Origin of the sequence: Lactobacillus sp. ESL0225 (genome assembly GCF_003692905.1) — a bacterium.
GTDB lineage: Bacteria > Bacillota > Bacilli > Lactobacillales > Lactobacillaceae > Lactobacillus > Lactobacillus bombicola.
Genome location: NZ_REHK01000009.1, coordinates 1 through 20,858, shown reverse-complemented (window position 1 = coordinate 20,858; position 20,858 = coordinate 1). Strand labels below are relative to the sequence as shown.

At 34.8% G+C, this 20,858-nt stretch carries 18 protein-coding genes and 1 pseudogene; 17 read left to right on the top strand and 2 right to left on the bottom strand.

The genetic code is table 11. The annotated features are described in order from the left end of the window. Positions 1-24 precede the first annotated feature (24 nt). Both F5ESL0225_RS05850 and F5ESL0225_RS05845 read right to left on the bottom strand, forming a co-directional pair. Positions 25-429, bottom strand: a complete 405-nt coding sequence (locus tag F5ESL0225_RS05850; RefSeq protein WP_090093853.1) for a GNAT family N-acetyltransferase — start codon at positions 427-429, stop codon at positions 25-27. Positions 430-482: 53 nt separating this feature from the next. Then, a complete protein-coding gene (locus F5ESL0225_RS05845) occupies positions 483-2,393 on the bottom strand; it encodes an ABC-F family ATP-binding cassette domain-containing protein (protein ID WP_122048066.1) in 1,911 nt (636 codons plus the stop codon). A gap of 262 nt (positions 2,394-2,655) precedes the next feature. Between F5ESL0225_RS05845 and F5ESL0225_RS05840 the strand changes: the two genes are divergently transcribed. From F5ESL0225_RS05840 to F5ESL0225_RS08280, 17 genes and pseudogenes are all read left to right on the top strand, one after another. Next, positions 2,656-3,288 carry a redox-sensing transcriptional repressor Rex gene (locus F5ESL0225_RS05840; RefSeq protein ID WP_090093857.1) on the top strand — a complete coding sequence of 211 codons (633 nt, stop codon included), beginning with the start codon at positions 2,656-2,658 and terminating at the stop codon, positions 3,286-3,288. A 185-nt stretch (positions 3,289-3,473) separates the two neighbouring features. Beyond that, complete coding sequence (gene groES, locus F5ESL0225_RS05835; RefSeq protein ID WP_090093860.1) at positions 3,474-3,758, top strand: co-chaperone GroES; 285 nt, start codon at positions 3,474-3,476, stop codon at positions 3,756-3,758. Positions 3,759-3,774: 16 nt separating this feature from the next. Further along, positions 3,775-5,400 carry a chaperonin GroEL gene (groL, locus tag F5ESL0225_RS05830; RefSeq protein ID WP_122048065.1) on the top strand — a complete coding sequence of 542 codons (1,626 nt, stop codon included), beginning with the start codon at positions 3,775-3,777 and terminating at the stop codon, positions 5,398-5,400. Between the two features lie 193 nt (positions 5,401-5,593). Beyond that, entirely contained in the window at positions 5,594-5,740 is a 147-nt protein-coding gene (locus F5ESL0225_RS08360; RefSeq protein WP_158592401.1) for a hypothetical protein, read from the top strand. 218 nt (positions 5,741-5,958) lie between these two features. Then, positions 5,959-6,620: pseudogene (locus F5ESL0225_RS05825) on the top strand (5-oxoproline transporter, DUF969 family subunit). Continuing rightward, on the top strand, positions 6,621-7,544 hold the full coding sequence (locus F5ESL0225_RS05820; RefSeq protein WP_122048064.1) for a DUF979 domain-containing protein: 924 nt from the start codon (positions 6,621-6,623) through the stop codon (positions 7,542-7,544). A 21-nt stretch (positions 7,545-7,565) separates the two neighbouring features. Beyond that, positions 7,566-8,213 (top strand): pyroglutamyl-peptidase I, encoded by a 648-nt coding sequence (pcp, locus tag F5ESL0225_RS05815; protein WP_122048063.1) that lies wholly within the window; start codon positions 7,566-7,568, stop codon positions 8,211-8,213. A 149-nt stretch (positions 8,214-8,362) separates the two neighbouring features. Continuing rightward, the gene (mutS, locus tag F5ESL0225_RS05810; RefSeq protein ID WP_122048081.1) at positions 8,363-10,942 is read left to right on the top strand and encodes a DNA mismatch repair protein MutS; all 2,580 of its coding nucleotides are present in this window, start codon (positions 8,363-8,365) and stop codon (positions 10,940-10,942) included. Between the two features lie 2 nt (positions 10,943-10,944). Next, complete coding sequence (gene mutL, locus F5ESL0225_RS05805) at positions 10,945-12,828, top strand: DNA mismatch repair endonuclease MutL (RefSeq protein ID WP_122022064.1); 1,884 nt, start codon at positions 10,945-10,947, stop codon at positions 12,826-12,828. A 2-nt stretch (positions 12,829-12,830) separates the two neighbouring features. Further along, positions 12,831-13,415, top strand: coding sequence for a Holliday junction branch migration protein RuvA (ruvA, locus tag F5ESL0225_RS05800; RefSeq protein WP_122048062.1), 585 nt, complete (start codon positions 12,831-12,833; stop codon positions 13,413-13,415). 43 nt (positions 13,416-13,458) lie between these two features. Further along, complete coding sequence (gene ruvB, locus F5ESL0225_RS05795) at positions 13,459-14,472, top strand: Holliday junction branch migration DNA helicase RuvB (RefSeq protein WP_122048061.1); 1,014 nt, start codon at positions 13,459-13,461, stop codon at positions 14,470-14,472. A 62-nt stretch (positions 14,473-14,534) separates the two neighbouring features. Beyond that, on the top strand, positions 14,535-14,957 hold the full coding sequence (yajC, locus tag F5ESL0225_RS05790; RefSeq protein ID WP_122024856.1) for a preprotein translocase subunit YajC: 423 nt from the start codon (positions 14,535-14,537) through the stop codon (positions 14,955-14,957). A 93-nt stretch (positions 14,958-15,050) separates the two neighbouring features. Beyond that, positions 15,051-16,499 (top strand): glucose-6-phosphate dehydrogenase, encoded by a 1,449-nt coding sequence (zwf, locus tag F5ESL0225_RS05785; RefSeq protein ID WP_122022060.1) that lies wholly within the window; start codon positions 15,051-15,053, stop codon positions 16,497-16,499. Then, positions 16,492-17,631, top strand: coding sequence for a DNA polymerase IV (gene dinB, locus F5ESL0225_RS05780; protein ID WP_233551658.1), 1,140 nt, complete (start codon positions 16,492-16,494; stop codon positions 17,629-17,631). Before zwf ends, dinB begins: the two co-directional genes overlap by 8 nt. A gap of 55 nt (positions 17,632-17,686) precedes the next feature. After that, on the top strand, positions 17,687-18,643 hold the full coding sequence (locus tag F5ESL0225_RS05775; RefSeq protein ID WP_122022058.1) for a bifunctional oligoribonuclease/PAP phosphatase NrnA: 957 nt from the start codon (positions 17,687-17,689) through the stop codon (positions 18,641-18,643). Next, positions 18,636-19,991, top strand: a complete 1,356-nt coding sequence (locus F5ESL0225_RS05770) for a DEAD/DEAH box helicase (RefSeq protein ID WP_122048060.1) — start codon at positions 18,636-18,638, stop codon at positions 19,989-19,991. The genes F5ESL0225_RS05775 and F5ESL0225_RS05770 overlap by 8 nt, the downstream gene beginning before the upstream one ends. A gap of 395 nt (positions 19,992-20,386) precedes the next feature. Further along, on the top strand, positions 20,387-20,719 hold the full coding sequence (locus F5ESL0225_RS08280) for a TetR-like C-terminal domain-containing protein (RefSeq protein ID WP_147440987.1): 333 nt from the start codon (positions 20,387-20,389) through the stop codon (positions 20,717-20,719). Positions 20,720-20,858: the final 139 nt, after the last annotated feature.

The window sequence follows — 20,858 nt, the reverse complement described above, 5'->3', positions numbered from 1 at the left end:
TCTTTATTAAAGAAGTCAACTTTTTTAATATTCACGATAAAAGGCTACTAATGATCCTTGATCGCAGGACATAAAACCACATTTTTGATAAAAGGAACGAGTGTTAGGTTCATCAAGGGTTAATAATAATTTTTGTCTTACATTTTTGTATTTTTTTAAGACTAGTGTTACTAGATGAGAACCGATTCCTTTATGCTGATATTTAGGTTGAATTAATAAATCTTGAATATAAATAATCGAAATACCATCACCGACAACTCGAATTAAGCCAACTAATTGTTGATTATCAAAGGCTGCAATAACATCTAGGGAATTTTCAAGAGCAATTTTTAAAGAGGGCATGTCTACAGTGTATGAAGTCCAACCGACACTTTCATATAAAGATTTTAATGCTGCTAAACTTATATTTTTAGTTACTTGATACTCCATTGACGCTCCTTTCTAATGTTAAAGTTAATATTAAATTAAATTTATTATTAACTTTAAAAATTTTCAAGCTCAATCATGATCTTTTCCCATTTCTCATTCGTTTTAGTTAGTTCAGTTTGAATTGCTGCTAAGTCTTCTTGTAAAGGTCCAAGTTTGCTAAAGTCAGTTGCAATTAGCGGATCAGCCATTTCGCTCTGAATTGTTTTCTGTTGTCTTTCTAAATTATCAATTTCAACTTCAATTTCTTCAACCTGTCGCTGTAGTTTACGCTTTTGTGAGTCTTTTACTTTTTGCTCCTGGTAAGATAATTTAGTGGCTTTTTGTGCGTCTTCATTGTCTAGCTTAGGCACAATTTTGGTGGTGTTAAGTTGCTTATTTTTTTTATCTAAATAATAAGTGTAATCTCCTTCATAGACTGTTGCCTGTTGAGGATTAACTTCAACAATCTTATTGGCTAATTGATTAATAAAGTAGCGGTCGTGTGAGACAAATAGTAAGGTACCATCGAACTTTTGTAAAGCTTGCTCAAGCACTTCTTTGGCTTCCAAATCTAAATGATTAGTTGGCTCATCCATCAATAAGAAATTACTATGTTCTAAGGACAAAACGGTTAGCGTTAATCTTGCTTTTTGTCCACCAGAAAGTTGTCCGACCGTTTTATCAATATCTTTTGCTGTAAACAAAAAACTAGCCAAAACAGCACGGATATCACGTTCAGGCATAGTTTGGTGGCAATCCCAAATAGTATCCAGCACAGTTTTACTAGAATCCAGCAATTGTAATTCCTGATCATAATAACCAATATCAAGCGATGCTCCGTATTTAATGGAACCCGTCTTAGGTCGCAATTTCTTCATAATAGTTTTTAGTAAAGTAGATTTACCTATGCCATTAGGTCCAATAACAGCAATGCGATCGCCTTTATTAACTTGCAGATTAATATTATTAACCATGACCTTATTAGGGTAACCAATTGATAAATCATGCAAGATTAACACCTCTTTACCAGAGGGACGATCACTTTTGAAATTAATTTTGACCTTGTTTTTATGCTTTGGTGGAGTAATGCGCTCGATTTTTTCGAGTTGTTTACGTCTACTTTGGGCTCTTTTAGTAGTTGTGGCGCGAACAAGATTTTTTTGGATAAATTCTTCATCTTTTTTAATTTTTTCTTGCTGCTTTTCGTAAGCCTCTTCTTGCTGACAATCCCTTAATTGACGCTGTTTTACGTAATCGGAGTAATTACCTTTGAAGGCTGTTAATTGGCCAAATTGTAATTCAAAGATTTGGTTGGCCAAATGGTCTAAGAAGTACTGATCATGTGAAACTACTAAAATTGCTCCATTGTAACCTTTAAGGAATGCTTCTAGCCAATCTAACGTATTTAAATCTAAATAGTTAGTTGGCTCATCAAGTAGAAGTAGGGGGGGCTTATGTAAAAGTAGTTTGACTAAGGCTAAGCGGGTCTTTTCTCCACCAGATAGGTTGCTGATAGTTTTAGACCAAGTTTCTTCTGGGAAATTAAAGCCATGTAAAATACTTTTAATATCAGCTTGATAGCTGTAGCCACCTTTTTGCTCAAAATCAAATTGTAATTGATCATATTTTTTTAAAAGTTGACTATCTTGAGGATGTTCAGCTATTTTTTGTTGCATTACTTGCATTTGTTTATTCATTTCGATTAAAGAAGAGAAAACACCGAGTAATTCGTCCCAAATGGTTTTATTTTCATTTAAAGCTTTTTCTTGAGCGATGTAGCCCACTTCAATTGCTTTATTAACAATAAACTCACCGTGTGTAGCTTCTTCTTCACCTGTCATAATTTTTAAAAGAGTAGTTTTACCTACCCCATTTGAGCCCACTAAGCCAATTCTTGCATTTGAATTGATTGAAAAATTGACATTTTTAAATAGTGTAGTAGCTCCAAATTGTTTTTCTAAATCGTGTCCTTGTGCAATTATCATATTTTTCACCTAAAAACTATTTTAGCATATGAAGCGAGTTAAAAGTGACTATGGTCTGTTTCAAAATATAGCAAGATAAATTAATAGTTGATTTTTGAGGCATTGAAAATAATTAGATAAGTAGTGTTTGTTGTGTTAAAATCTAAAAGATTGTGAAAAATATTTGCAACTAACACTAGTTTATAGGTAAAATAATAAATAATTGATGAGTAATTCACAAATGAAATTTGCTAGCATAATTAAGTTGGAGGCTTTGTAATAAATGGAAAAAATAAAAATTCCCACGGCGACAGCAAAAAGACTGCCGCTTTATTATCGATACTTAATCATCTTGAATGAAGCTGGCAAAGAGAAAGTTTCCTCAACTGAATTATCTGAAGCTGTTCAAGTTGATAGTGCATCAATTAGGCGCGATTTTTCGTACTTTGGTGCATTAGGTAAGCGTGGGTATGGATATGATGTAAAAAGCTTACTGACTTTTTTTAAAAAAATATTGAATCAAGATACTTTAACCAATGTGGCTTTGGTAGGAGTTGGTAATTTGGGACATGCTTTGCTTAATTATAATTTTAAGCGAAGTAATAATATTCGAATTTCTTGTGCTTTTGATATAGATCAAAAAATAACAGGCAAAATTTTAAGCGGCGTTCCTGTATATGATATGAGTGAGCTTAAAAAGCAACTGAGTGACCAACAGATAACAATTGCGATTTTAACAGTTCCTTCTAATACAGCTCAAAAAACAGCAGATGAAATGGTTGAAGCAGGTATTAAAGGAATTATGAACTTTACGCCGATCAGACTCTCAGCTCCGAGCGGAATACGAATACAAAATGTTGATTTAGCTACTGAATTGCAAACATTAATTTATTTTTTAGAAAGTGATAAGAAGTAGCCCGCATAAATATTAGGTAGACTTAGTGATTAAAACAAATTAGCACTTTAATTGAAAAAGTGCTAATTTTTTCTTGCATTTTAAACAAAAAGGGGTTATTATCATAATTATAAGTTAGCACTTAGCTAATTTGAGTGCTAATGACTAAAATTAAAGATATTAAATTGAATTTAGGAGGGACAAACGTGTTACAACCAATAGGTGATCGCGTGATCGTAAAAGTTAAAGAAGAAGAAGAAAAAACTGTAGGCGGAATCGTCCTTGCTTCTAATGCTAAACAAAAGCCAACTGAAGGTGAAGTTGTTGCTGTAGGTGCAGGCAGCTATGCTGAAAATGGTAGTAAAATTCCAATGACTGTTGCAGAGGGTGATATTGTGCTCTACGATAAGTACTCAGGCACTGACGTTAATTACGAAGGTGAAAAATACTTAGTCCTTCATGAAAAAGATATTTTGGCAGTTGTTAAGTAATTAAGGAGTAAGAAAAATGGCAAAAGATATTAAATTTTCTGAAGATGCAAGACGTTCTCTATTAAAGGGTGTCGATAAATTAGCTGATACAGTTAAGGCAACAATTGGTCCTAAAGGAAGAAACGTTGTTTTAGAACAATCTTATGGTAATCCTGATATTACTAATGATGGTGTGACCATTGCTAAAGCAATTGAATTAAAAGATCATTATGAAAATATGGGTGCTAAGCTTGTTGCTGAAGCTGCTCAAAAGACTAATGATATTGCTGGTGATGGAACCACAACTGCTGTTGTTTTAACGCAAGCTATTATTCGCGAAGGGATGAAGAATGTTACTGCTGGTGCTAATCCAGTTGGTGTTCGTCGCGGAATTGAAAAGGCTACGAAAGCTGTTGTTGATGAATTACATAAAATTAGTCATACAGTTTCTTCTAAAGAGCAAATTGCTCAAGTTGCTGCTGTTTCATCCGCTTCAAAAGAAGTTGGTGATTTGATTGCTGATGCAATGGAAAAAGTAGGCAATGACGGAGTTATTACCATTGAAGATTCACGTGGTATTGAAACTGAGCTTTCTGTGGTCGAAGGAATGCAATTTGACCGTGGTTACTTGTCACAATACATGGTTACTGACAATGATAAGATGGAAGCTGATTTAGACAACCCATACATTTTAATTACTGACAAAAAGATTTCGAATATTCAAGATGTTTTGCCACTATTACAAGAAATTGTACAACAAGGTAAGTCTTTATTAATTATCGCTGATGATGTTTCAGGTGAAGCTTTACCAACTTTGGTCTTGAATAAGATTCGTGGTACTTTCAATGTCGTTGCTGTTAAGGCACCAGGCTTTGGTGATCGTCGTAAAGAACAATTGCAAGATATTGCGGCTTTAACAGGTGGTACAGTGATTACTGAAGACCTTGGTCTTGAATTAAAAGATACTACACTTGATCAATTAGGCCAAGCACGGCGTATCACAATTACTAAGGACTCAACCACTATTGTTGATGGTGCTGGTTCAGAAGATGCTATTAAGGATCGTGAAGATTCTATTAGAAAACAAATCGCTGAGACTACTTCTGACTTTGATAAACAAAAGTTGCAAGAACGTTTAGCTAAATTAACTGGTGGTGTAGCTGTTATTCATGTTGGTGCTGCTACTGAAACTGAATTAAAAGAGCGTCGCTACCGGATTGAAGATGCGTTAAATTCAACTCGGGCAGCTGTAGATGAAGGCTATGTTGCCGGTGGTGGTACTGCTTTAGTAGATGTTAAGAGTGCTGTTAAGGATTTGAAGGGTGACAGTGTTGATGAACAAACTGGAATTAACATTGTTTTGCGGGCATTGACTGCTCCAGTTCGTCAAATTGCTGAAAATGCCGGTGAAGATGGCTCAGTTATTTTGAATAAACTTGAGAGTCAAGAATTAGAAATTGGCTACAATGCAGCCGATGGCAACTGGGAGAATATGGTTGAATCTGGAATCATTGACCCAACTAAGGTAACTCGTACTGCTTTGCAAAATGCTGCTTCAATTGCTGCTTTATTATTAACAACTGAAGCAGTTGTAGCAGAAATACCTGAAGATAAGCCAGAAGTTGATCCAAATGCTGCTGCTGGTGCACCAGGCATGATGTAATTTTATAACCGATATTTAGAAAGGAACTGTTGGTCGGAACAGTTCCTTTTTGTTATTAGCTAATTATTTTTTACCTTTGACATCAGTTATCCTATGCTCTAATTCGACCGTACAACTTGTCTAGGTAAAGCGATTCAATGTGATCAAAACAGATTGTGTAGGTTCAAGGAAGTGAAATTGACATACATTTATAATGATAAAAGGAAAATGGATAAATGGTTTTGGCGTAGCTTCTAGTTTGCGTTTGCAATTAGGACCAAAGTTAGCAGTTGCGATTTTTATGCTGTTTAAGCCTTATTGTGTTACTGCTAAAAATGTGACTGGCGTTTATTATGATTAGCGAACGAAAACCCTAAAAATTTATAATCGTTATGGTAAACAAAGCGGTACAAGTATTTGTAATTATGGGGATGCCTTTAAAATTAAAGGAAAGTTTTATGGGGCTATTGCTAAAGGTCATCTGATTAATCCGAAGGAGTTTTAACCATATTAATAAAACAGTCATTTAGTTGTTATCAGAATAAACTGAGTTGACTGAAACCAATTTGACAAAAAATAATGGAATATTTGAGTTTACTTGGCATCCTAGTGATCGTATAGGTTTTGCTTTAGGACTAGATACGGTTGCCGTAGTTGTAATTGCAGCATTAGTTACTGCATTGGTATCAGGAATTGACTTTGTTTCTTTTTTGAAAATTCTGGGGAAAGGTTTCATTGATAACCGCATGGTCTCATTATTTTTCTTAACCTTACCAACAATTGGTATATCAGAACGCCATGGTCTTAAGACAGCCGCAGTTAATCTGATTCAAAAAATGAAAAATCTAACACCAGGAAGAATTTTTGATATTTATACAGCTATTCGTGAACTTGCTTGTTTATTTGGGATTTCTGTCCAAGGGCAGGTACAATTTATCGCTCCGTTGATCAATCCAATGGCACAAGCTGCAGGCAAAGTTAATGGAGAAATGACAGAATTAGAAGTTGATCAAATTAAAGCAAGAGCTGCTGCTAGTGATAATTTTGGTAATTTCTTTGCACAAAACTTATTTGTTGCTTCATCTAGTGTATTGTTAATTTCTAGTACTATGAAATCATTAGGATATCCAATTAGCACGTCAGCTGTGGTATTAATTACTATTCCGATTGCTGTGATTTGTTATATTTTATGCTTACTTTACAATCATGCTTTTGACAAAAAAATAAAAAAGGGGAAATAAATGAATATACTAATTAATAATCTTTTGTTAGCTTTTTATATTTTAATTGGTTTGTTCTTTTTGGCAGCTACAGTTGAATCCTGGCGTGATAAAACTAATCCTGCACGTTGGGGAACGGGTCTTTTTTGGCTTTTATTTGCAATTTTATTTGCAGCTGGTCAATGGATACCCAATGAAATAAATGGTGGAATTTTATTAATTATTGCGCTACTGTCTCTTCTTAAACAAGTTCGAGTTGGTAAAATTAAGGAACTTGATGAAAAAATTGCTAATCAAACAGTTAAGCGTATTGGTAATTGGATTTTCTTACCTAGTATTTTATTGGCAATTTTAGCATTAGTGATTGCGCAGTTTACCAAATTAGGTGGACAGGTTGGCATTGGCATTGCTACTATCGTTTCACTAATTGTAGCGATGGTTTTGACTAAATCAAGTCCAAAAACGGTTTATGAAGATACACAAAGAATGGTCCGTTCGGTAGGCTCAGCTGGAGTGTTACCACAATTACTTGCTACTTTGGGTGTAGTGTTTACTGCTTCAGGTGTAGGTAAAATTACTGCTAAGGCAATTTCGGGTTTATTTCCTATCGGTAATCACTTATTAGGTGTATGTTTGTATTGTATAGCAATGGCTGTTTTTACAGCGATTATGGGGAATGCTTTTGCAGCATTTGCAGTAATTACCGCTGGTATTGGAATTCCCTTTGTTGTGGCACAAGGCGGTTCACCAGTTGTTGTTGCATCATTAGGAATGACCGCTGGCTATTGTGGTACATTAATGACGCCAATGGCTGCCAATTTTAATACTTTGCCAGTAGCTCTAATGGAGATGCAAGATCCATTAGGAGTAATTAAACAGCAGTTTCCTATTGCCATTAGTATGTTAGTTGTCCACATCGTTTTAATGTATTTCTTAGCTTTTTAATTTTTAGAAAAGAGAAAAACAATGAAAATATTAGTTACCGGTTTTGATCCGTTTGGTGAAGATAAAATTAATCCAGCAATTGAAGCAGTCAAGCTTTTAGATGATGAGATTGCTGGTGCTAAAATCATTAAGTTAGAAATTCCAACTGTTTTTGGCGATTGTGCTCAAGTAGTACGTGAGGCAATTGTCAAAGAAGAGCCTGATTATGTCTTAAATATTGGTCAAGCTGGTGGGCGCTTTGCTCTAACTCCTGAGCGAGTAGCAATTAATTTTGATGATGGGCGAATTGCTGATAATAAAGGCTATCAACCAATTGCCACTGCCATCCATAAAGACGGTCAAAATGCCTATTTTACTCAATTACCTGTTAAGGCAATGGTTAAAGAAATTCGCAAAGCAGGGTTGCCAAGCTATGTTTCGACAACTGCTGGAACCTTTGTCTGTAATCATATTATGTATCAAGTTCAATATATGATTGATAAAGAATTTCCTAATCTTAAAGCAGGTTTCATGCATATTCCGTATTTACCTGAGCAAGTGATTAATCACCCTGAAACACCGAGTCTTAGTTTGCTTGATGATGTGAAGGGAATAACAGCTGCTATTCAAGCAACTGTTCATAGGGATGGCCAGGATGATATTAACAGTATTGAGGGACAGATTTCCTAGTTATGATTCAAGCTTTGAATTTTGGAACATAAATCATAAAAGATTGCCTAATTGCAGTCTTTTTTCTTTTGGCTTATTATTTTAGCGTATAATAAAGATTAATTAACTATAAAGAAGAGGATTAAATGGCTAACGCAAATACAACTCCAATGATGGAGCAATATTATAAAATTAAGAAGCAATATCCCGATGCTTTTCTTTTTTATCGCGTCGGTGATTTTTATGAATTATTTGAAGATGATGCAATTAAAGGAGCTCAAATTTTAGAATTAACTTTAACTCATCGTTCGAATAAAACGGATAATCCAATTCCGATGGCCGGTGTACCGCATGTGGCTGTGAATTCATATGTAGATACGCTAGTAGAAAAGGGTTATAAAGTTGCTTTGTGTGAACAACTAGAGGATCCTAAGGAAGCTAAAGGTATGGTCAAAAGGGGGATTACGCAGTTAGTAACGCCTGGCACGTTAATGAATGATAATCCTAGTGATGCAAAAGAATCTAATTATTTAACTTCAGTTGTTTCAAGTCACAATTGCTTTGGACTTGCCTACAGCGACTTGTCTACTGGAGAAATTTTTGCCACCCACTTATTAACTTTTTCGGCAGTTGCCAACGAACTTTTGTCGCTTCGAACTAAGGAAGTAGTTTGTAATTCACATTTAAGTGAAAAAGCAAATGAATTCTTTCATCAGGCTAACATTACTGTGTCTAAACCAGTTACTCTAAGTGAAGAACATGCCGAAATTTCTTTCGCCCAACAAAATTTAACTAATTTGGCAGAAAAAGCAGCAGTTAAACAATTAGTAGGTTATTTGTTGCAGACACAAAAGCGTAGTTTAGCCCACTTACAAGCAGCACAAAGCTATGAAGTTAGTCAATATTTACAAATGTCACATACAGTACGTGAAAATTTGGAAATAACGGCTTCCGCTAAAACTGGTAAAAAGATGGGTTCTCTTTTTTGGGTTCTTGATAAAACTCATACAGCAATGGGTGGTCGTCTACTTAAACAGTGGCTGTCAAGGCCACTCATTGCAACTGATCAGTTGGCTCAGCGTCAAGCAATGGTTCAAGCACTAATTGATGGCTATTTTACTCGAGCTAATATAAGTGATAGTTTAAAGGGCGTATACGATTTAGAACGATTAAGTGGTCGAATCGCCTTTGGTAATGTTAATGCGCGTGAATTATTGCAGCTTGCCACTTCTTTAGAAGCAGTACCAGCAATTTTGACTGCTTTGCAAGCATCTGCCAATGAAACTTTACAAAAATTTGCTCAAAAAATTGATCCTTTGAAGGGAACTGCTAAATTAATAAGTTCCACTCTTGTTGAGCAACCGCCAGTTTTAACTACAGAAGGGGGATTAATTAAATCTGGTGTTGACAGTCAGCTTGACCGTTATCGTGATGCAATGAATAATGGTAAACAGTGGCTGGTGGAGATGGAGCAGAATGAACGGCAAAAGACAGGAATTGAAAATTTAAAAGTTGGTTATAATAAAGTTTTTGGCTATTATATTCAAGTGACTAATTCCAACAAGAAAAAAGTACCACTTGATCGGTATACACGTAAGCAGACGTTAACTAATGCTGAACGTTATATTACACCGGAACTTAAGGAACATGAAAATTTGATTTTAGAAGCGCAGACAAAATCAACTGAGCTGGAGTATAACTTATTTGTTAAGTTACGCGAAGAAATTAAAAAGTATATTAGTGCCTTACAAAAGTTGGCCAGTCAATTAGCTGCGCTTGATGTGTTTTGTTCTTTTGCTCAAATTGCTGAAGAAAATAACTATTGTCGCCCAATTTTTCATTCAAAAACGCAAGATGTAAAAATAGTCGCAGGAAGGCATCCTGTGGTTGAAAAGGTTCTTAAGGATAATTCTTATATACCTAATGACGTTAATTTGGACCAAGAGACTGATATTTTACTAATAACAGGTCCTAACATGTCTGGTAAAAGTACTTACATGAGACAGTTAGCGCTAATTGCAGTTATGGCGCAAGTTGGTTCTTTTGTACCAGCACAAAGTGCTGAATTACCAATATTTGATCAAATCTTTACCCGTATTGGGGCTGCTGATGATTTAATTTCGGGTCAAAGTACTTTTATGGTTGAGATGACTGAAGCAAATGATGCGCTACAGCATGCAACTAAACGCAGCCTTGTTTTATTTGATGAAATTGGTCGCGGTACTGCAACCTATGATGGGATGGCACTAGCTGGAGCGATTGTCAAATACTTACATGATGAAGTAGGAGCAAAAGTTTTATTTGCCACACATTTTCATGAGTTAACAGCAATGGAACAAACATTAGCGCGGCTAAAGAATATTCATGTTGGTGCAACCCAAGAAAAGGGTCAATTGATTTTTTTGCATAAAATTTTACCTGGGCCGGCAGACCAAAGCTATGGTATTCATGTGGCGCAATTGGCAGGATTACCGCCTAAAGTTTTACGGCAGGCAAGAAAATTATTAAAGCATTTAGAAAATCAAGGTAGTGGTTTGAATACCACAACCCAACTTGATTTATTTAATACACCTGCACCCAGTGCTACTAGTAGCGAAAACAAAGCTGCTCAAACTGAGACTAATGATTTGACAATTAAGGAGCAAGCTATTTTAGCTGAAATTTCTCACTTGTATCTAGCCGAACAAACACCACTACAAGTGATGCAATTAGTTGCAAATTGGCAAAAAGATTTAAAGGATAACGATTAACAATGGTACAAATTAGTGAGCTACCGGTTAATTTAGCTAACCAAATTGCGGCCGGTGAAGTGATTGAACGTCCAGCAAGTGTAGTGAAGGAATTAGTGGAAAACGCAATTGATGCTGGCAGCAAGCAAATTCAAATTGACTTTGTTGATGCAGGACTTAAAAAAATCACTGTTCAAGATAATGGGAGTGGTATTCCAAGCAATCAACTTGATCTAGCCTTTACTAGGCATGCAACTAGTAAAATTAAAAATGAGCGTGATTTATTTAATGTTGGTACTTTGGGATTTCGAGGTGAGGCTCTAGCCTCAATTGCAGCTGTTAGCCATGTCGAAATATTAACGGATAGTGCTGGTCAAGTTGGGCAACGAGCCGAATTTTCGGCTGGGGTAAAACAGTTGCAAGAAAAAGCCGGGGCAGCAGTGGGTACAAGGATTACAGTTAAAGATTTATTTTATAATACTCCAGCTAGATTAAAATATTTACGGAGTCCACGTACGGAAATTATGAAAATTGTTGACATTATTAATCGCTTAGCTCTGGGGTATCCTCATATTGCTTTTACTTTAAAAAATGAGGGTCGCATTTTACTTAAAACGGTTGGCAACGGAAATTTAAAGCAAACAGCAGCTAACATCTATGGTCGCAACATAGCTGAAAAAATGATTTCATTAGACGAGGCTGACCAGGATTTTGAAATTACGGGTTTAATTTCAAAACCAGAAATAACGCGATCAACCCGTAACTTTATTTCCATTTTATTAAACGGTCGGTATATTAATAATTTCCAAATAGTTAAAGCTGTTCTAGCTGGTTATGGTAATAATTTAACTGATAAGCATTACCCCTTTGCAATTATAAAAATTAAAGTTGATCCTTTATTGGTTGATGTTAACGTCCATCCAACTAAAAGAGAGGTTAGACTGTCTAAAGAAACCCAATTATGCCGTTTAATTACTAAGACAATTAGTCAGAAATTATTGTTAAGCGATGTTCAAGCTAGTGGTAGTGGAAATTTAATTAGTAAGAAAGCAGATACATTAGTTGATCAATTAAAATTCAATTTGAATAAAAATGTAGTCGAAACTAAGCGTGAGACAGCTACAATTGATGAAGTTAATGAAAGTCAACCACTTGAAGTAAGGCACGATGAAGCAATTCAATATGTTGACTTAAATGTACCACGAGAAGATGATTATTATGTTATTACAACAACATGGCTAAAAAATGTTGCAAGGCAAAAGCAACTTAGTCCTTTTCCAAGTAAAAATAAAGCAGCTACTGTTATTTCGATTGGTGATGAAGTCCTCTTAAACAACTTACCAGAATTGAAATTTGTTGGTCAAACTGGTGCCTATATTATTGCAGAAAACAATGATAACTTATATTTGATTGATCAAGTTGCAGCTAGAAGATTAATTTTGTTTACCAAAATAAAACAGGAATTAACTGATCAAAATGTTAATCAGCAAGGATTATTAAGTCCCTTAGTTTTAGAATTTAGTAGTTTGGATTTTATTCAAATTAAGAGTAAGCTAAAGCAAATTAAAGAAATTGGTTTATATTTGGAAGAATTTGGCCAAAACACTTTTATATTGCGCTCCTATCCTACTTGGCTCAAAGAAGACGTTGAAGGTCAAGTCCGTTTAATTTTAGATGAGTATTTAAATGTTGATCAAAATGATACAACTAAATTAATTACAAGAATTGCTGGTAAGCAAGCCCAGCGGCAAATTACCGGACGCCAAAAACTAACGGTTACAGAATGTAATGCAATTTTAACTGCGCTTGGAAAAACAAAGGATCCATACCATGATGCGCAAGGCAATGTGGTGATTATTTGTTGGCACAAATCTGAGTTGCGTAAGATGTTTAAAAAGGATAATTAATAATGTATGAATATTTATTAGGGATAGTTGTGGCAATCAAACCGGATTATTTAGTGGTAGATGTTAATAATATTGGTTATAAAATTTATAGTCCAACACCATTTGCTTATCATGAAGGCCAAAAAACTCGTGTTTTTGTTGAGCAAATTGTGCGTGATACTGGTGTTACTTTATATGGCTTTCAATCTGAAGAAGATAGAGACCTATTTTTAAAGTTACTGAGTGTTAGTGGTATTGGACCAAAGTCAGCCTTAGCAATTATGGCTGCTGAAGATAGTGATTCATTAGCAGCAGCAATTGAGCAGGGCGAAGTCAAATATTTAACTAGATTTCCAGGTGTTGGCAAAAAAACAGCTTCCCAGATAGTTTTAGACTTGAAGGGGAAATTAGGTGACTATGTTCAACGAATTGATCAAACGGCTGATCAAAATATTTCACCGGAATTAAATGATGCTTTGCTAGCCCTACTTGCTTTAGGTTATACGAAAAAAGAAGTAGACAAGATCACGCCTAAATTGATTGCTGAAAATGAAACAACGGCTGATCAATATATTAAAAAGGGCTTAGCTTTTCTACTAAAGAAGTAATTATTGCTATAATAAGTTAAAGTATTTAAAGGAAGTGAAACTGGTGGAGGATAAAGAAAATTCAATTGTGTCTGGTAAAAGCCAGGGAATAGAAGAGGAACAGACAGAATTTTCATTACGACCGCAGACCTTAAAAGAATATTTAGGGCAAAATAGAGTAAAGAAAGAATTAGCCGTATATATAGAGGCTGCCAAAAATCGGGATGAAGCTCTCGACCATGTTTTGCTATACGGTCCACCAGGATTAGGTAAAACGACACTCGCCTTTGTGATTGCTAATGAATTAGGGGTTAATTTAAAAAGTACTAGTGGACCAGCAATTGAAAAAGCCGGTGACTTAGTTGCTTTATTGACAGACCTTGACCCAGGGGATATTTTATTTATTGATGAAATTCATCGCTTAGCCAAGCCAATCGAAGAAGTGCTTTACTCAGCAATGGAAGATTATTATGTCGATATTGTTATAGGTGAAGGACAAACAACTCATGCCGTGCATGTACCGTTACCACCCTTTACTTTAGTGGGAGCAACTACTTTAGCGGGACAGTTGTCTGCTCCTTTGCGTGATCGATTTGGAATTGTTGAGCATTTGCAATATTACAGCATAAGTGAACTTGAAAAAATAATTTCCCGATCTAGTAGCGTTTTTAAGATTGAAATTGCTGCTCAGGCAGCTCATGAATTAGCTAGACGTTCAAGAGGCACGCCTAGAGTAGCTAACCGTTTACTTCGAAGAGTGAGGGATTTTGCGCAAGTAAAAGGTGAACAAATAATTTCTTTTACTACCACGACAAATTCTTTAAAGCAATTGCAAGTTGATGATGAAGGGCTTAATCAAACGGATCGTAAAATCTTAAGGGTCATGATTGAAAATTACCATGGCGGTCCTGTGGGAATTAGAACCTTGGCTGCTAATACAGGAGAAGATGTTGAAACAATTCAGTCCTTATATGAGCCATATTTGTTGCAACAGGGCTTTTTATTAATGACACCAAGAGGTCGTGTTGTGACAGAGAAAGCATATCTTCAATTAGGCTTGCCGCTTCCAAACGAGTAGTGCAATTGGCACATATTTTCTGTATAATTAAGTGGTAATATTTTTAATAATGAGGTGTAAAAGTGAATACTTTATTTTTGGCAGCTAATAATGGTATAGGCAATATGGGAACAATTATAGCGTTTATAGTTCTTATTGCGTTAATGTATTTTATGATGATTAAGCCGCAGAAAAAGCAGCAACAGAAAAAAGCAGAAATGATGAATCAATTAAAAAAGGGTGATAGTGTAATTTTAATTGATGGCCTCCATGGTAAAATTGATTCTGTTAATACTAAAGATAACACGGTTATTATTGATGCTGATGGCATTTATTTAACTTTTAGTAGAATGGCAGTACAACAAATTTTGCCAGTTAATTCTTCAGACAATGAAAATTCAATAAATGAAAGTGAACCAAGTGAAGGTGAATCAGAAAAAATATCTGCAGCTAGTGAAGATATTTCAGAAAAATCGCCAGCAGATGATTCTTCTACTAAAGAATAAATTAAATAAAAGTGCCGTTTTTGGCACTTTTTATTTTACCCAATTATTATAAAATAGATCTAACAGAAGTATTGTATTTGGAAAGGATTTCCTATGAAAAATATCCCAGTTATTATGATTATTTTTGGTGGTAGTGGAGATTTAGCACATCGTAAACTTTATCCTGCTTTATTTAATTTATATGAGCAAGGTCTAATTCATGACAATTTTGCTATTATCGGAACGGCAAGACGACCATGGTCGCATGAATATCTGCGTGAACAAGTAAAAGATGCAGTACATGAAATGAATACTGAAGTTAATGAAAATAATTTAGCTAACTTTGTTAATCATTTTTACTATCAAGCCCATGATGTTACGAATATTGAACATTATGTGACACTAAAGAATTTAGCAGAAGAGCTTGATGGCTATTATAGTGCCCAAGGTAACCGTATATTTTATATGGCGATGGCACCGCGCTTTTTTGGGACAATTGCGGAACACATTAACGATCAAAACTTAACTGGCAATGGTTTTAACCGAATTGTTGTTGAAAAGCCATTTGGTCATGATTTAACCTCTGCCAAAGAGCTTAATCGACAAATAACAGCATCTTTTGCTGAAGATGATATCTTTCGAATAGATCACTATTTAGGTAAAGAAATGATTCAAAATATTTTACCGATGCGCTTAACTAATCCCTTAATTAATAATATTTGGAATAGTGAAACAATTAAAAATATTCAAATAACTTTAGCAGAACGTCTGGGTGTTGAGGCTCGTGGTGGCTATTATGATACATCGGGAGCACTCAGAGATATGGTGCAAAATCATATTTTTCAAATTATTACTTTGCTGGCAATGCCTGAACCTAAAGCTTTAACTGCTAAGTGCATTCATGAAGCCAAAGGTGAATTACTTAATAGCTTAATTATTCCAAATGAAAATGAAATTGCAGCGCATTTTGTACGTGGTCAATATCTTGGTAGTGATATGACTTTTGGCTATTGTCAAGAACCGAATGTTGCTGCAGATTCGAATACAGAAACCTTTGTAGCTGGCGAAGTTAAATTTGCTGCTGGCCCACTAGTAGGAACACCAATTTACTTTAGAACAGGTAAAGAGATGCGGGAAAAGAAAACTCAAATAGATATTGTTTTAAAGCAAAAATCTAATATATATGGTCAAGCACATTCCAATATTATTACTATTGTTGTTGATCCCGAAATGCAAGTGTATATTACAATTAATGGTAAAAAAATTAATGCTTTAGGGATCCGTCGGCAAAATTTAATTTATCAATTTTCTAGTTCAGAGCAAAAAGAGATTCCAGATGGTTATGAGCGCCTTTTGCATGATGTATTTGTAAATGATTCTACTAATTTTACTCATTGGAGCGAACTAAAAAATTATTGGAAGTTCATTGATGCAATAGAATCTGCCTGGGCAAAAGAAAATGAAACTGGACAAAAACCAGAGCAGTATTTGCCATATCGGATGGGGCCAAAAGCGGCTGAGCAAATTTTTGACTTGCCAACTGAGCATTGGATTTATGAATAGTGTCGTGACGGCTGAATTATTACCTAAAAATGATACCCATCGCCGGATAATTCACCTTGATATGGATGCCTTCTATGCCTCAATAGAGATGAGGGATAATCCTATTTTAAAGAATAAGGCCTTAGTTATTGGGCAAGACCCTCGTCAAAATAATGGGCATGGTGTTGTAGCTACGGCTAATTATATTGCCCGAAAGTTTGGTGTCCATTCAGCAATGCCTTCAATTAAGGCATTGCAGTTAATACCAGCTGAAAAATTAGTTTTTTTGCAGCCGGATTTTGAAAAATATCATAGAGTATCGGCTGAAATTCACGAGCTGATGTATGAAATTACTGATATGGTTCAGTCAATTGCATGGGATGAAGCATATTTAGATGTAACTAAAAATAAGTTGGGTTTGACATCAACAGTTGAAATTGCAGTCAAATTACAGACAAAAATAGTTCAAGAACTCGGATTAACTTGTTCCTTTGGAGCTACTTATAATAAGTTTTTGGCAAAAATGGGATCAGAATATGCAAAGCCTTTCGGGCGCACAGTCATTTTACCAGGTGAAGCAAAAGAATTTCTAGCTAGACAAAAGCTTACCAACTTTTATGGTATTGGTCCCAAAACGCAAGCAAAATTAGCTGAAATGGGTATCTATACTGGAAAAGATTTGCAACAAACGAACGTACGAACTCTAATCAAGTATTTTAACAAGCTGGGTTATCTAATGGCTGCTCATGCTAATGGAATTGATCCATCTAGAGTAGTTCCTGATGATGAACAGAAGCGTAAGTCAATTGGAATTGAACGTACATATGAACCTTGTATTTATGATCAACAAACGGCTTTGACCAAATTACGTAATTACACTGTAACTTTAAGTAGAAAATTAGAAAAAAGTGATCTCTATGCTCATACTTTAGTTTTGAAAATTCGTAATAATGAATTTCAAACTATTACCAAAAGACAAAAATTAGCTCATGCAAGCAGAAATTCATTTGAATTTTATGATGTTGCTAAAGAATTATTTATGCCACTTGCTAATTCATTTTTAAGTTCAGGCATCAGATTATTGGGGATAACCGTGACCGATTTTTCTAAAGCGGATTTTACAAATATTGATTTAGACTTATTTTCGGATTAATTACATTTTCTGGTAAACTAACTAAAGTACTGAATGAAGGATTAAAGGAGAAATTATGAATACCTTTCCAAAAATATATGAAAAAATCAAGCAATATTCTACTATTATTTTGCACCGCCATACTAGTCCAGATCCGGATGCCTTAGGATCACAAGCTGGATTAGCCAGATCTTTAAAACTTAAGTTTCCTGATAAGCGGATTCTATGCGCAGGAGAAAATGATGAGGGTGACTTGATTTGGATCAATGAGATGGATAAAGTAACTGCTAGTGATTATCAAGGTGCGTTAGTAATTACTACAGACACAGCTAATACAGCTAGAATTGCTAATAAACTATATGATCAGGGTGATTTTTTAATAAAAATTGACCATCATCCAGATGTTGAACCTTATGCCGATTTAAGTTTTGTTGATGATGAAGCACCAGCTGCTTCAGAAATAGTGGCAGATTTTATTATTGCTCAAAATTTACCACTTACTAAAGAAGTTGCCTATCCTTTATATGCTGGTATTGTAGGTGATACTGGTCGTTTTATGTATCCTGAAACTTCGACACATACTTTTTTAGTGGTAGCTAAATTAGCTGCAACTGGTATCAATATTAATGAAATTGCCCGTAATATTAGTGATGTTACCTTTGCCCAAGCTAAGCTACAGGCTGAAGTATTAGAATATATGAAAGTTGATGCAAGTGGTGCTGCATATGCAATTTTAACCCAAGAAACCTTGACTAAATTGGGGATTGATTTTAATGAAGCCTCATGTACAGTCTCAACACCAGGGCGAATTAAGGACATTATTGCTTGGAATGTTTTTGTAGAAAAACCTGATAAAACATTTAGAGTACATTACCGTTCAAAAGGTCCAGTTATTAATGAACTTGCAGCTAAACACGATGGTGGTGGTCATGCTTTAGCTAGTGGAGCCAATGCTAAGGATATGGTTGAAGTAAAGCAAATTTTTGCTGAACTGGTACAAGTAACTAAGGAATACCGAAAAACACATGAATAATATTTTTAAAAGTAATCGCATTAAACCCAAAATTCAAAACGGACTAAGTAATATTAACTTTGCCGAGCCAACAAAAGTGCAAGAAAAAGTAATCCCTGTTTTGCTAGAACACAAAAATGCAGTCGTACAAGCTGTTACTGGATCAGGAAAAACCCATGCTTTCTTAATTCCAATTTTAAATGAAATTGACGAAAGCTTAGGCTATACGCAAGCTGTTTTAACTGCTCCAAGTAGAGAATTGGCGGATCAATTATATCAGGTGGTACGTCAATTGCGTGATGCTGCTGAACTTAACATATCAATTGCTCATATAGCTGGTGGGACGGACCGTGAGCGACAATTAAAAAAAATTGGCAGTAAAAGACCACAAATTGTGATAGCAACTCCAGGAAGATTATATGATTTTGTGGAAAAGAAAATTTTATTTTTAGACTATGTAAGAAATTTTGTGATTGATGAAGCAGATATGACGTTAGATATGGGATTTTTGAATGATATTGATTTTATTGTACAAAAATTACCTAAAAATACTACAATTGCTGCTTTTTCAGCTACTATCCCAGTTAAATTAACTAATTTTTTGCGAAAATATATGTCAAAACCGAAACAAATCGTAATTGATAATCCAGCAGTGATTGCGCCAACAATTAAGAATGATTTAATTGATATTGGTGCTAAAAGTCGAAAGAAAATTTTATATCAATTATTGACGATGGGGCAACCATATTTAGCTTTAGTTTTTGCCAATACGAAGCAAAAGGTTGATGAATTAACTACATATTTACAACAAGAAGGCCTAAGGGTCGCTAAAATTCATGGTGGGATTACTGAACGTGAAAGAAAGAGAACCATTAGGGATGTAGAAGCAGGAAAATACCAGTATGTTGTTGCTTCTGATTTAGCAGCGCGAGGACTGGACATTGCAGGCGTTAGTCTAGTAATCAATTATGAAATTCCTCGTGATTTAGAATTTGTTGTGCACCGCATAGGTAGAACGGGACGTAATGGGCTATCAGGGCATGCAGTAACCTTAATTCGGGAAGAGGAACTAAATCGCATTACTGGATTAGAAAAATCTGGAATTCACTTTGATTTTGTTGAAATAAAAAATGGCGAGCTAGTTGCACGTAAACATCACAATCGTCGAGAAAGTTTAAATTTTGCTACACATAAAGTTGATAGTAGGATTAAAGGTTATGTGAAAAAGGTAAAGCATAAGCGTAAACCTGGGTATAAGAAAAAAATTAAGCAAGCAATTAAGGAAGATAAGATTCAAAAAAGTAAAATTGAGCAACGACATAAAATTCGTAAAGCAAAAGCTCAACGCAAAAAAAGACGCGATAAATAATAAACAGGCAAAGTTAAATTTTAACTTTGCCTGTTTTAATTGTCATAATACGAATATTTTATTAGATTTATTTATGGTTATATTAGTTAATATCTACTTATTTATCAAGTTTTAAATTACACATATTTTTTAATAAAAAAATATTGTATATTTGACTATTTATTGATATATTTGTTTTGCAAAATAATAAAAGGTGGTAAATACAGTTGATAACAGTAAAAGCAGAACATATTTTGCAAAATAAACTTTCAAACAATATCGTGCACAGATATACAGTTATCAGTTTTTGTGCAGATGCCAATATAAATAGAGGCGTATTTTATCATTATTATAGAAATATTAGTGATTTGTTTATCTCAGTTCTATCTTTACAAATAAGAAGAGCACTTAGAAGTGTGAGCAACGAGACGATAGAAAAACTGTTTTATCAGATGCTAATTAAAATTCGTGATAATAAGCTTTTCTATCTAAATATGCTAATGATTACAAAAGAACCGCGAGAGTTCTATTCAACCTTACGCAAAGAAATTGCTCATGCGATTGAACTTTATATGCGACCGAGAGGATCGTTTTCAGTAAGACAAGTTGAAGTTATATCAAACGGGATTTATGCAATTATTTTCAATTGGATATTAAATGATTGTAAACCTGATATTCGTGATGTCTACCAATCAATCAATTTACTATTAGAGCACTTAGAAAGTAATACCAAGACATTAAAAAAATAAATGCAATTTTTTTAAAAAAGGGTTGCAAAAACCAAAAAAGGTTGCTAATATAAATAACTGTCGTCAGGGCAAAGCCAGTAAGGCAAAGGCAAGGCGGCAAAAAAGATATAAAAAACCAGTTGACAAAAGCGACTGAGTT

Excerpts from the sequence above, each read along its gene's own strand:
- F5ESL0225_RS05850 (WP_090093853.1), bottom strand. The coding sequence starts at position 429 with ATGGAGTATCAAGTAACTAAAAATATAAGTTTAGCAGCATTAAAATCT.
- F5ESL0225_RS05845 (WP_122048066.1), bottom strand. The coding sequence starts at position 2,393 with ATGATAATTGCACAAGGACACGATTTAGAAAAACAATTTGGAGCTACT.
- F5ESL0225_RS05840 (WP_090093857.1), top strand. The coding sequence starts at position 2,656 with ATGGAAAAAATAAAAATTCCCACGGCGACAGCAAAAAGACTGCCGCTT.
- groL (WP_122048065.1), top strand. The coding sequence starts at position 3,775 with ATGGCAAAAGATATTAAATTTTCTGAAGATGCAAGACGTTCTCTATTA.
- F5ESL0225_RS08360 (WP_158592401.1), top strand. The coding sequence starts at position 5,594 with ATGATAAAAGGAAAATGGATAAATGGTTTTGGCGTAGCTTCTAGTTTG.
- F5ESL0225_RS05820 (WP_122048064.1), top strand. The coding sequence starts at position 6,621 with ATGAATATACTAATTAATAATCTTTTGTTAGCTTTTTATATTTTAATT.
- pcp (WP_122048063.1), top strand. The coding sequence starts at position 7,566 with ATGAAAATATTAGTTACCGGTTTTGATCCGTTTGGTGAAGATAAAATT.
- mutS (WP_122048081.1), top strand. The coding sequence starts at position 8,363 with ATGATGGAGCAATATTATAAAATTAAGAAGCAATATCCCGATGCTTTT.
- mutL (WP_122022064.1), top strand. The coding sequence starts at position 10,945 with ATGGTACAAATTAGTGAGCTACCGGTTAATTTAGCTAACCAAATTGCG.
- ruvA (WP_122048062.1), top strand. The coding sequence starts at position 12,831 with ATGTATGAATATTTATTAGGGATAGTTGTGGCAATCAAACCGGATTAT.
- zwf (WP_122022060.1), top strand. The coding sequence starts at position 15,051 with ATGAAAAATATCCCAGTTATTATGATTATTTTTGGTGGTAGTGGAGAT.
- dinB (WP_233551658.1), top strand. The coding sequence starts at position 16,492 with ATGAATAGTGTCGTGACGGCTGAATTATTACCTAAAAATGATACCCAT.
- F5ESL0225_RS05775 (WP_122022058.1), top strand. The coding sequence starts at position 17,687 with ATGAATACCTTTCCAAAAATATATGAAAAAATCAAGCAATATTCTACT.
- F5ESL0225_RS05770 (WP_122048060.1), top strand. The coding sequence starts at position 18,636 with ATGAATAATATTTTTAAAAGTAATCGCATTAAACCCAAAATTCAAAAC.